The organism is Methylocaldum sp. MU1018 (genome assembly GCF_053646775.1).
Genome location: NZ_CM132195.1, coordinates 1,304,472 through 1,316,247 on the forward strand (window position 1 = coordinate 1,304,472; position 11,776 = coordinate 1,316,247).

Here is an 11,776-nt window from a genome sequence, read left to right on the forward strand (position 1 = left end):
ATTTATTCCCGGTTGTTCCAAATTGTCCAATGTTCAATAACGATCGTCTCTAGCATGCCAATCAAGTTCACCAATCCCATCAAGCTCGCGCAGCGAAAACGCGATTTCTTCGACCGGCTCCGCGCCTCGGCCGCTTTGCTGTCCGCCTGGGTCAAGGCGCTGGCCGTGGCGGTTCGCCACGAGGGCTTGAACTACCGCGCCACCAGTCTCGCCTACACCACCTTGCTGGCCATCGTGCCGGGTCTCGCCCTGTGCTTTTCGCTCCTGAAAACCTTCGGCGTGAACAATCAGTTGGAACCGTTCCTCCTGCAAATGCTGGCGCCGCTGGGCGACAAGGCCGACGATCTGACCAAGGCGATTCTCGGCTTCGTGACGAAAGTGAACGTGGGCGTGCTCGGCTTCGTCGGCCTGGCGGTGCTCATTTACACCATCATTTCCGTGCTGGAAAAGATCGAAGCGGCATTCAACCATATCTGGCGGGTCAGCCGGGCACGCAGCCTGGCCCGGCGGGCGAGCGATTACCTCAGCGTCATCCTGCTCGGCCCGGTGCTGATCTTTTCGGCCATCGGCCTGACCGCTTCCATGCCCGGCGCCGGTTCGGTCCGGCGACTGATCGCGCAAGAGCCTTTCGGCACGCTGTTTTATCTCGGCGGAAAGCTGCTTCCTTATTTGATGATCATGGCGGCGTTCGCATTCGTATACCTTTACATTCCGAATACGCGGGTTCCGTGGCGGGCCGCGCTATTCGGCGGCGCCGTGGGCGGGCTGTTGTGGAAACTGGCCGGCCTGCTGTTCGCCAAGTTCGTGGTCGGTTCGACCAGTTACCACGCCATCTATTCGAGCCTGGTCATCGTCATTCTGTTCATGATCTGGCTCGATCTGAGCTGGCTCATCCTGCTGGTGGGCGGGCAGGCCGCCTTTTATTTCCAGCATCCTCACTACGTCAGGGGAAAGAGCCGGTTTTTTCAGCTCAGCAACCGCCTGAAAGAGAGGCTCGGGCTTGCCGTGATGTATCTGGTCGGCGAACGCTTCGTCCATGCCGGCAAGCCCTGGACCATCGACGAACTGGCCGGGCGCTTGTCGCTGCCCTGGGAAACCGTCAAGGATAGCCTGGGAGTGCTGCAAGCCGGCGGACTGGTGGCTGAGACGGGGAAGGGCGACGAAAGCTTCATTCCCGCCCGCGATATCGCCGGAATCACCGTTTGGGACATTTTGGAGGTCATGCGCACGAAACGCGAGGATGCCGACTTTTCGTCCCATGCCGCTTTCGCCTTGCCGGAACTGGAGACGATTGCGGAGGACTTGGAAAATGCCGTCGCGGCGACCGCTTCGGCGCACCGTTCGTTGCGGGATCTCGTCCTAGCTCAGGCGGCGGCGCCGGAGAGCCCGGCGCAAGTTCGTTCATTCTAAAAACCGCGATGGGATCTCCGAAATGACCGCTATGCCACGCCAGCGGCCGCACGCCCTCACCCCAACCCCTCTCCCAATAATGTTGGGCTCATTTCTTGCTTCAGGTGGCTTTGTGGCGCATTCGTTCCAGATAGGTGATCAATTCCTCCTCGGTCGCCCAACCGCTGAAGAACAATTCCACGGTCCAGCGGCCGCGATGGGCGATCGCAATCAACTCCGCCGCGAAGTCCAGGCGATTAGTCGCCAGAATGAGGGACTCGACCGTGCCGTCGACTCGGCGGTGGCCGGCGCTCTTCCTGCTCCGCCGTCCGCTTGCCATTCCCTCCGAAAGGCTTCGCTCGCATCGGCCCGGAACTCCTGAATCCATCGCCCCAGCATCTTCGCGTTGATCCCAAAGTTTCGCCCGGCCTCGGCCTGGGTGTACCCGTGCTCGATCACCAGCCGCACCGCGTCCTGCTTGAACTCCTTCGTATAGCGTTTTCTTGTCATCAATTTTCGCCTCGGTTATGGAGCTTAACTCCTTAACGCAGGTGTCTGCCGGCATTGAACCGCGTCAGTATGGCGGAGCTTGAGATCCTATTCAGGGTAATACGTAGCATTACTATCCACAGATTCCGTGGACAACCCTGTGGATAAGCATGGGGATGAATCGGGCCATCGTCCGGCCGATCAGGCTTTTTGTCCGGCTGATCACGTTCTGTTCAACCGCCGTCCTTCAGGTTCTTTTTAAACTATGTACTTGATTTTTCGCAATCTATGAGCTATCGAACGGGAGATCAATCGGTTAAGGTCAGGCCGCCGGCTGAAAAAGTCCACTATTCTTCGGTCAAGTCTTGACGGTGGATAAGTGCTCGTAGATAGCTCAAAAAATCATCGGGTCGGCAATCCTGAGCGGTATTGGACGGCGACTTTCCTAAGAGGGTGGCGCGGTCAGCTCGCGCGCGACGGTCGTCTCTGTCTTGGCGTTACGTCCGGCGTGAGTAGTCGTGGTTTCGACGAAGCCGTGATCCGTCGTAACGACAGCAGGACCCAGGGCGAGCGTGAAAGGAAAGAAGGGCCGATGAACTTGGACCTTCAGCGTCGAAGCGCGGGCAGGTTCGGAGCCCCCTTCCTAGGGGGCTTCCTCAAACTACCCGCCATGCGGGCAATGCCTGATTTCGGAGTGATGCGCCGAGGTGTTCCTTGTCATCGTCGCCATCCGGTCTCGGAACCGGAAATGTTCTCCGCTGCGTGAGCTTCTTATCCTTCGAGATAGGACAGTCGGGTCGCGAGCAGCTTTTCCAGGGTTTCCAGCGCCTTGGTGAAGCCGTCGATGCCTTCCGACAGCTTTTCGGAAGCCATGCGGTTTTCGGCATGCATGCGGTCGAACGTTGCCTTGTCCATGGTGATTTTCTCGATGGGGAAGTCGGCCGCGCGGTTCGGGTCCAGCTTGCGGGGCAGATCGCCCTCGGTAGATTGCAGCTCGCCCAACAGAGCGGGCGCGATGGTCAACAGGTCGCAGCCGGCCAATTCCGTGATTTCTCCGATGTTCCGGAAGCTGGCGCCCATGACTTCGGTGTTGTAACCGAATTTCTTGTAATAGTTATAGATCTGGGTGACCGAAAGAACGCCGGGATCTTCGGCGGGCGGATAAGAATCGCGTCCGGTGTCTTTCTTGTACCAATCGAGGATTCGACCGACAAAGGGCGAAATCAGAGTGATGCCGTTTTCGGCGCAGGCGATTGCTTGGTGCAGGCCGAACAGCAAGGTCAGGTTGCAGTGAGTGCCTTCTTTTTCCAGAACCGCTGCGGCTTGAATGCCTTCCCAGGTCGCGGCGATCTTGATGAGTACGCGTTCGCGGGAAACGCCCTGCGCCTCGTACTGCGCGATCAGTTCGCGGCCCTTGGTGACCGTGGCTTCGGTGTCGTAAGACAGCCGGGCGTCCACCTCGGTGGAAACTCGTCCCGGAATGATCTCGAGGATTTTGAGTCCGAAGGAAACGGCCAAGCGGTCGAAAGCGAGAGAAACTACCTGAGATGCCGGTGCGCCCGCACCCAGAGTCGCTCTGGCGCCTTTCAGCGTGTCATCGACTATGCCCTGGTATTGAGGCATCTGGGCGGCGGCGGTAATCAGCGAAGGGTTGGTGGTCGCATCGCGAGGCTTGAAGGTTTCAATGGCCTGAATGTCCCCAGTGTCGGCCACGACCACCGTCACTTCCCGGAGTTGTTCAAGTAAATTCTTTGGCATGATCGAATCCTACATTTCAAAGTAATGTGTGTCTGGTGAGCTCCGGGAATATCCGGGCTCCGATCGCCATTGCATCGGTCCTGTCCGGCGATTCTGACGGAACCGCCCGATCGGAAATAGGTTGAGGACTGCTACGGCAATAGCCGGCTAAGCATACATGGAACGAAACGTTTTTAACAAGAACGGTAGTCTTTGGGGCTGGCGCGCAGCCGAACCCGACGGATCGGGCGCGTGCATCGGGGCGTTGCCGGGCATGGCGGAAACTCGGTTCGAGGGCAATGCGGGCGGAAGCATCGCCGCCGGCCGCGGCCAGCCGTGAAAGGCGGATAGGGAATGCAAAGACATCGCCGGGGAGTTTGATCCTTTTCGCCGGAATCGGAATCCGGTGGCGCCTTCGAAACTTCCGGGGTTGCGAGGTCTCTTCGTTCAGGAGGCTGCGGCAGTGACGCAAGGCCGTTTTTCGGGAAGAGCCATGCGAATTTCGTGACAAAGTCGATCAGACTGATAAAATTCCTTTCTTCCTTTTGTAATGCAACCATAAAAAGTATTAAGGAGAAAAGCATGCCTTCGCGTCGAGAACTAGCAAATGCCATACGCGCCTTGAGCATGGATGCCGTACAAAAAGCAAATTCCGGGCACCCGGGAGCGCCGATGGGGATGGCGGACATTGCCGAGGTGCTGTGGAACGATTATATACGGCACAATCCGGCTAATCCGAAATGGCCGGATCGCGACCGCTTCGTTCTTTCCAACGGCCACGGCTCGATGTTGTTGTACTCGTTGCTGCATCTGACCGGTTACGACTTGCCGATCGAAGAACTGAAGAACTTCCGTCAGCTTCACTCCAAGACTCCCGGCCATCCCGAATACGGCTATGCGCCGGGCGTCGAAACGACCACGGGTCCCCTGGGGCAGGGCATCACCAACGCCGTGGGCATGGCCCTGGCCGAGCGTACCCTGGCGGGGCAATTCAACCGCCCAGGCCATAACATCGTCGACCATTACACTTATGTCTTCCTGGGCGACGGCTGCATGATGGAAGGCATCTCGCACGAAGCCTGCTCGCTGGCCGGTTCGATGAAGCTCGGCAAGCTGATTGCGTTCTACGACGACAATAACATCTCCATCGACGGCGAAGTGCGCGGGCACGGAGGCACGCCGGGCTGGTTCATGGACGACACGCCGAAACGCTTCGAAGCTTATGGCTGGCATGTCATTCCGAAAGTCGATGGCCATGACGCAGAGGCCGTAAAGAAAGCTATTGAAGAAGCGCGTTCCGTTACCGACAAGCCGTCCCTGATCTGTTGCCAAACCATCATTGGCTGGGGGTCGCCGAACAAGCAAGGCAAGGAAGAGTGCCACGGTGCCGCGCTGGGCGCCGATGAAGTCGCTTTGGTCCGCGAGACCATCGGCTGGCCGCATCCTGCCTTCGAGGTTCCGGCTGACATTTACGAAGGCTGGGATGCCAGGGAAATCGGCGCAAAGGCCGAGTCCGACTGGAACGACCGCTTCGAAAACTACCGTAGCGAATATCCCGAGCTGGCTGCGGAATTCGAGCGCCGCATGATCGGCGAACTGCCGCGCGATTGGGCCGAGAAATCCGGCGCCTTCATCGCCAAGGTCAACGAGAAGGCCGAAACCATCGCCACCCGCAAGGCGTCGCAGAACGCGTTGAACGGCTTCGGTCCGCTGTTGCCCGAAATCATGGGCGGCTCCGCCGACCTGGCCGGTTCCAACCTGACCCTCTGGTCCGGTTGCAAGGACGTGAATGCGGAAGGCCACAATGGCAACTACGTCTACTACGGCGTACGCGAATTCGGCATGTCCGCGATCATGAACGGCATTGCTCTGCACGGCGGTTTCAGGCCCTATGGCGCAACCTTCCTGATGTTCTCCGAATATGCCCGCAACGCGCTGCGCATGTCGGCCCTGATGAAAGCGCCGGTGATCTATGTCTATACCCATGACTCCATCGGTCTCGGCGAAGACGGTCCGACCCACCAGCCGGTCGAGCAGACCGCCACTCTGCGCATGATTCCCAACATGCAGGTCTGGCGTCCCTGCGACGCGGTGGAATCGGCGGTCGCCTGGAAAGCCGCCATCGAGCGCAAGGATGGACCTTCCGTTCTGATCTTCTCGCGCCAGAACCTGCCCCATGTGTCCCGCACGCCGGCGCAGATCGAGGCCATCCAGCGCGGCGGCTACGTGATTCGCGACACCGACGGCACTCCGGACGCCATCGTCATCGCCACGGGTTCGGAAGTCGAGCTGGCACTGAAGGCGGCGGAAGAACTGGCCGGCAAGGGCAAAAAAATCCGCGTCGTGTCCATGTCGTCGACCAACGTGTTCGACGCCCAGGATGCCGCCTATCGCGAGTCGGTGCTGCCGTCGGCCGTCACCAAACGCATCGTCGTCGAAGCCGGCGTCAGCGATGGCTGGTTCAAGTACGTGGGACTCAACGGCAAGATCGTGGGCCTGGACCGCTTCGGCGAATCGGCGCCGGCCGGCCAGCTCTTCAAGGAGTTCGGATTCACCGTCGACAACGTTGTCAAACAGGTGGAGTCGATTCTCTAATTTAGGCATACGAAAGGACCTGATTGGCGATGGATTTCAGCCGGGGCGCGTCCCGAGGGGACGCCCGGCGCCACCGGAGATACCCATTTCAGGCCGGAAGGCGCCTGACAGGAGGGTTGTGCCGGAGCGCAGCTGAACTTCATCGCTGAGCGGGCGAGAGGAGCATATCGATGGCTATCATTTCCCTAAGGCAACTACTGGATCATGCCGCCGAGCATGACTACGGCCTGCCGGCGTTCAACGTCAATAACATGGAGCAGGTTAAGGCCATCATGGAAGCCGCTTCCGCGGTCGATGCTCCGGTGATCATGCAAGGTTCCGCCGGCGCGCGCAGCTATGCGGGCGAACCGTTCCTGCGCCATCTCGTGCTGGCTGCGGCGGAAATGTATCCGCACATTCCGATCTGCATGCATCAGGACCACGGCGCTTCTCCGGCCGTGTGCATACGCGCCATCCAGTCCGGCTTCAGTTCGGTCATGATGGACGGCTCCTTGCTGGAGGACATGAAAACGCCGTCGAGCTATGAATACAACGTCGAGACCACCCGCAAGGTGGTCGACATGGCCCATGCCTGCGGCGTGTCGGTCGAAGGCGAACTCGGTTGTCTGGGCTCGTTGGAAACCGGCAAAGCGGGCGAGGAAGACGGCCACGGCGCGGTAGGCGAACTGGATCACTCGCAATTGCTGACCGATCCGGACGAGGCCGCCGATTTCGTCAAGAAAACCAAGGTGGATGCCTTGGCCATCGCCATCGGCACCAGCCACGGCGCCTACAAGTTCACCCAGAAACCGACCGGCAAGGTGCTCCGCATCGACCGCGTCAAGGAAATCCACGCACGCATTCCCAGTGTGCATCTGGTCATGCACGGCTCATCTTCGGTGCCCGAAGACTGGGCGGCGATGATCAACGACTACGGCGGCGATATCGGTCAGACTTACGGGGTACCGGTCGAAGAAATCGTAGAAGGCATTCGCCACGGCGTACGCAAGGTCAATATCGACACCGATCTGCGTATCGCGTCCTATGGCGCCATGCGTAAATATATGGTCGAAGACAAAAAGAACTTCGATCCGCGCAAGGTTTACAAGGAAGCGCAGAAAGCCATGACCAGCATCTGCAAGGCCCGGTACGAGGCGTTCGGCGCCGCCGGCCAGGCTTCGAAGATCAAAATCATCGGCCTGGAAGACATGCACAAGCGCTACGGTAGAGGCGAGCTGGATCCGGTCATCGCCTAGCTCGTGCTCAAAGCTCTTATTTTCGACGTGGATGGCACGCTGGCGGATACTGAGCGCCACGGCCACCGCGTCGCATTTAACCGGGCTTTTGCCGAAGTCGGTCTGAACTGGCATTGGGACGAAACGTTATATGGCGAGTTGCTCGCCGTCGCGGGCGGCAAGGAGCGCATACGCCATTTCGTCACCGCCTATCACCTCGAGATTCCTGTCGGCGCAGCCGAGTTAGACGCTCTCATCGAAAATCTTCATGCCGCGAAAACGCGCCACTATATAAGTCTTCTGAAAAACGTGGAAATTCCGGCTCGGCCGGGCATCGTCCGGTTGATCCGGGAAGCCGGGGCTGCCGGGTTGCGGCTGGCTATCGCCACCACGACCACACTGGAAAACGTCCATGCTTTGCTGTCGGCCTCCTTCGGGTCCGGAGCGCCGGGCTGGTTCGAGGTCATCGGCGCCGGCGACATCGTGCCGAACAAGAAGCCGGCGCCCGACATTTATGAGTACGTGCTGGCGAAACTGGGGCTGGAGGCCGGAGATTGCCTGGCGTTCGAAGACTCGGAGAACGGTTTGCGATCGTCCTTGGGAGCAGGGATTCCGACGCTGGTCATCGTCAACGACTATACCGCCGATCAGGATTTTACCGGAGCACGGCTTGTAACGGATCGTCTGGGAGAGCCGGAACAGCCTTCGAACGGTCTGATCGAAGCGCCTTGGAAAGCGTTCGATCTGGCGGATGTGGACGTTCTCAAGCAATTGCACGAGCGTTGGACTCGCGAAAGCAATATAAAGCAACAATAAGCCCGAGAACGGGTTTCGCAGTTTGTTGAGGAGTCCGCCATGTCGAAAAAGTATCCCGTCATCGCCGTCACCGGTTCGTCCGGCGCAGGCACCACGACTGTCAAGAGGTCCTTCGAACACATTTTTTTTCGGCTGGGATTAAAGCCTCTCATGATCGAGGGCGACAGCTTTTATCGCTATCCCCAGGCGGAAATGCATGCTCGAATCGCCCAGTCGCAAAAAGAAGGAAGGCATTTCAGTCATTTTTCGATCGAGGCCAATATATTGGACGAGATGGAAAAAACCTTTAAGCAATATGGGGAAACCGGCTCGGCCAAGCGCCGCTGCTATGTTCGCAGCGAGGAGGAGGGAAAAAAACTCGGCTACGAAGTCGGAATCTTCACGCCCTGGGAGGAAATACCTCAAGGCACCGATCTGATGTTCTACGAGGGATTGCACGGTGCCGTCAAGACCGAGACCATCGATGTCGGCAGATACACCGATCTGCTCGTGGGTGTCGTTCCCATCGTCAACTTGGAATGGATCCAGAAAATTCATCGGGACAACGCCTTGTACGGCCACAACCCGGAGGACATCACCGATACCATCCTTAGGCGTATGGAGGATTACGTGAAAGTGATCACTCCGCAGTTTTCTCGTACGGATATCAATTTCCAGCGAGTTCCTTTGGTCGACACTTCGAATCCCTTTATCGCGCGCGATATTCCTACGCCGGACGAAAGCGTCGTGATCATCCGCTTTAGAGATCCAAAGAAGTTCAACATCGATTTTCGGTACTTGTTGTCGATGATTCAGAACTCCTTCATGTCCCGGCACAATTCAATCGTTATTCCCGGGGGCAAAATGGGGCTCGCCATGGAAGTCATCTTCCGCCCGATCATCGAATGCCTGATGGAAGAGCGCAAAAACGCCTGATCAGGATTGCCGGTCTTTAAGAGAATCCCGGCGTACGGCAGGCTATGCGCCGGGGCTCCGGTCTTCGGAAGTTCAGCTCTCGGCGTTTCGTTTGCTCTGGCTGAGGGCGGCCGTGACCGCTTGATAAGCGTCCTTGACGACTTTCTGCTTTTGCAGTTCGGAGTTCAATTCGGCGTCGATGTCGGTGGTGAGCTGTTTCATGATCGTTTTGGCTATCTCGTCCTTGACGGATTCGAAATAGGCCAGTAACTCCTCTTCCAACTCCTCGAAATAGTTTTTGATGCCGCGGCGCGCGAATTTGTTGATTTGCCGCTGCTGCTGACGGGTGTAATCGAGCAGCCCGATCTTGTAGCACTCGAGCGCCCGGTCGATTTCATCGGTGTCGCCCGCTGCGGATATGGCCGATATCGGCCGCCTATCGTTGAGGGTGCGGTAAATGCCGGTCAGTTTGTCCACTCCCAAAGCCAGCATTTGCTTGACGCCCGCGTCGGGGCCGAGCAGTCGCGTGCTCTTGGCGATTTCCAGAGCGCGGTCGGCATTTTTCTGCACCAATTCCATGATGTCTTCTTTGTTCTGGATGGCCTCGTCGGCCTCCTTGGCCATGATGGTGCGCCCCAGTTCGTCGATGACGCCGCCGTACTCGAACAAGAACACGTCGCACATGCCCTTTAGCCGGCTAACCAAATCGCGGCCGCTCAAGCGGTCGCTCAGCACGGCCAGCACGTCCTCCGGCAAAGCTTCATTGGAGGAAATGCCGTCGAGCAGCCGGAAGAGATGGCGGCGGACGATTTGCTCATCCAGCAAATGCTGCAACTGGCTGCGGAAGGTATGTTGAATGTGAAGGTTTTCTTCGATTTTGTGCGGCAACCGGCTGACGACGCTATGCAGATCCAGACCTTTGAGCAACTCGTTTTTAAGCGCTTTGCGATCCAGCGTGTCGATGGCATGGGCGATCTGCTCGCCCAGTTGCTCCCGGTCCTCATCGCGCCAGAACACGAACTCCGGCAGCACCTCGGTACGCAGCACCTTGATGTGCTCTTCCACCGTATTGCGGAGGTGCCGCAATACTTCGTCCTGGCGGCGCGACAATTCGCCGGCGATAAAGGTGCTTTTCATGCTGTCGTCACTTTTGTTTTTGTAATTCTGATATAGCGGTTCCAAGCGTTCCCGCAGGCGCTTGGCCAAATCGATATATTCGCTGCGCGCCTCGTCGAGAAACTCCGCTTTGGCGGTGTTGGCCAGGTAATCGAACAGATTGGCGCGGAATGCGGCGAAGTTCCTGGCTTCCTCCAGCGATTTGATGAAACTTTCCGCCTCGTTCCGTCCGGGTATTTTGCCGATGGCTTTTTGAAGCGCGTCCACATGCTCGCGGATACTGCCGCTCTTGTCCAGGCGGCCTTCCTGGATCAGTTTCAGCAGCAGGTAATTGAGCGCCGACACCCGGAACACCCGGTCTTTGGAGATGTGGAAGCCGTAGTGGTCGATTTTCTGCGCGAAATTCGCCAATTCTTCCTTTTTCTGCTGACTGCTCAGCACGTCCCACTGATTGATCGTCCAGAAGGCGCGCTGCAACACGCGCTTGCGCTGGCTGTGGATCTCGGCCAGCAGCTCGATTTCTTCCCCTTCCAGCAGATGGAACACCTTCATGGCGATGACGAACGCCTTGGCGTCGTTTTCGACGTAAGACTTGGTCACCTTGCGGTGGCGCGGATTGACCACGCCGAGTCCGGGCAGGTCCACCAGCACGACATTTTCCGGAATGTTGACCTCGGTGAGGAATATTTCCGCCTGGTCCACGAACAGCACGTCTTCGTAATCTTCGGTGACATAGCTCGGCAATTCCGCCAGAGCGATTTCTTTGACCGCACCGCTGAGCTTGTTCCAGCCTTCGATCAGGGTTTTCAGTTCATCGAAGAATTTTTGTTTGTTGAACGAGCCGAACTGGTTTTTGTGCTGTTCGATATCTTTCGCCAGCGTGCTCAGCAGTTCGCCTTTGCTCAGCTTGCGGTAAGCGTCGCCGCTTTTGCGTAACTCCTTGGACAGCTCTTCCACGTACAGGTTTTTCAGCTCGTCCCGCGCGTTTTCGTCGAGGTAGTGGATGACGGCCCGATTGGCGCGGCCTTTGCGGATCAGCGTGGGGATGGCGGTGAAAGACTTGGTGGCCTGGGGCAGGATATCGTCGCCCAGCACGGCGTTGATGATGGTACTCTTGCCGGCGGAGAATGCACCCAAGAACGCTACCGGGAATTCCGGCGATTTGAGCCGTTCCAACCAAGTACGCTTGCGGTTGATGAAGTATTTGAAATCGTCGGTTACGCCCAGATAAGGTGCGGCGGCATCGTAAGCTTCGAACAGGCGCGTGAATGCTTTGACGTAATTGCTGTAATCCGACTCTTTCATCCTTAGATTTCCTGAATGTTTTTAAGGGCCAGCGGTGTTTTGGTTTTTAGTTGCCGGCCGCGGCGCGGGCCGAGCCGTAAGACCATGGACGATAAAAGGATATCTTATCATCTCTGTTACGCCGACCTCAGCCGCCAAGGTCGATTGCGAATCTTCGGCGGGACGGCCTTGTCTACAAGGAGCGGGGCGGCGCTTCCGAAACGACATACGACTGATGGCTC

General features: G+C 57.9%; 9 protein-coding genes. 6 read left to right on the forward strand and 3 right to left on the reverse strand.

All coding sequences use genetic code 11. From position 1 onward, the window contains the following. Positions 1–54: 54 nt before the first annotated feature. Complete coding sequence (locus ACWJKU_RS06145) at positions 55–1,410, forward strand: YihY/virulence factor BrkB family protein (protein ID WP_454146798.1); 1,356 nt, start codon at positions 55–57, stop codon at positions 1,408–1,410. A gap of 210 nt (positions 1,411–1,620) precedes the next feature. Here the strand turns inward: ACWJKU_RS06145 and ACWJKU_RS06150 are convergent, their stop codons facing one another. Both ACWJKU_RS06150 and ACWJKU_RS06155 read right to left on the reverse strand, forming a co-directional pair. After that, complete coding sequence (locus ACWJKU_RS06150; protein WP_454146800.1) at positions 1,621–1,899, reverse strand: transposase; 279 nt, start codon at positions 1,897–1,899, stop codon at positions 1,621–1,623. 750 nt (positions 1,900–2,649) lie between these two features. Further along, positions 2,650–3,636, reverse strand: a complete 987-nt coding sequence (locus tag ACWJKU_RS06155; RefSeq protein WP_454146802.1) for a transaldolase — start codon at positions 3,634–3,636, stop codon at positions 2,650–2,652. Positions 3,637–3,793: 157 nt separating this feature from the next. Here ACWJKU_RS06155 and ACWJKU_RS06160 point away from each other — a divergent pair, with 157 nt between their 5' ends. The 5 genes from ACWJKU_RS06160 (at position 3,794) to ACWJKU_RS06180 (ending at position 9,155) form a co-directional block, all read left to right on the forward strand. After that, positions 3,794–3,955 carry a hypothetical protein gene (locus ACWJKU_RS06160; protein WP_454146804.1) on the forward strand — a complete coding sequence of 54 codons (162 nt, stop codon included), beginning with the start codon at positions 3,794–3,796 and terminating at the stop codon, positions 3,953–3,955. 242 nt (positions 3,956–4,197) lie between these two features. Further along, entirely contained in the window at positions 4,198–6,210 is a 2,013-nt protein-coding gene (gene tkt, locus ACWJKU_RS06165; protein WP_454146806.1) for a transketolase, read from the forward strand. 170 nt (positions 6,211–6,380) lie between these two features. Next, positions 6,381–7,445, forward strand: coding sequence for a class II fructose-bisphosphate aldolase (fba, locus tag ACWJKU_RS06170; RefSeq protein WP_454146808.1), 1,065 nt, complete (start codon positions 6,381–6,383; stop codon positions 7,443–7,445). Positions 7,446–7,448: 3 nt separating this feature from the next. Continuing rightward, positions 7,449–8,240, forward strand: coding sequence for an HAD-IA family hydrolase (locus tag ACWJKU_RS06175; RefSeq protein WP_454146810.1), 792 nt, complete (start codon positions 7,449–7,451; stop codon positions 8,238–8,240). Between the two features lie 39 nt (positions 8,241–8,279). Then, positions 8,280–9,155, forward strand: a complete 876-nt coding sequence (locus ACWJKU_RS06180) for a phosphoribulokinase (RefSeq protein WP_454146812.1) — start codon at positions 8,280–8,282, stop codon at positions 9,153–9,155. Between the two features lie 72 nt (positions 9,156–9,227). Here ACWJKU_RS06180 and ACWJKU_RS06185 read toward each other — a convergent pair whose 3' ends face one another. Then, entirely contained in the window at positions 9,228–11,555 is a 2,328-nt protein-coding gene (locus tag ACWJKU_RS06185; RefSeq protein ID WP_454146814.1) for a dynamin family protein, read from the reverse strand. Positions 11,556–11,776: the final 221 nt, after the last annotated feature.

Excerpts from the sequence above, each read along its gene's own strand:
- ACWJKU_RS06145 (WP_454146798.1), top strand. The coding sequence starts at position 55 with ATGCCAATCAAGTTCACCAATCCCATCAAGCTCGCGCAGCGAAAACGC.
- ACWJKU_RS06150 (WP_454146800.1), bottom strand. The coding sequence starts at position 1,899 with ATGACAAGAAAACGCTATACGAAGGAGTTCAAGCAGGACGCGGTGCGG.
- ACWJKU_RS06155 (WP_454146802.1), bottom strand. The coding sequence starts at position 3,636 with ATGCCAAAGAATTTACTTGAACAACTCCGGGAAGTGACGGTGGTCGTG.
- ACWJKU_RS06160 (WP_454146804.1), top strand. The coding sequence starts at position 3,794 with ATGGAACGAAACGTTTTTAACAAGAACGGTAGTCTTTGGGGCTGGCGC.
- tkt (WP_454146806.1), top strand. The coding sequence starts at position 4,198 with ATGCCTTCGCGTCGAGAACTAGCAAATGCCATACGCGCCTTGAGCATG.
- fba (WP_454146808.1), top strand. The coding sequence starts at position 6,381 with ATGGCTATCATTTCCCTAAGGCAACTACTGGATCATGCCGCCGAGCAT.
- ACWJKU_RS06180 (WP_454146812.1), top strand. The coding sequence starts at position 8,280 with ATGTCGAAAAAGTATCCCGTCATCGCCGTCACCGGTTCGTCCGGCGCA.
- ACWJKU_RS06185 (WP_454146814.1), bottom strand. The coding sequence starts at position 11,555 with ATGAAAGAGTCGGATTACAGCAATTACGTCAAAGCATTCACGCGCCTG.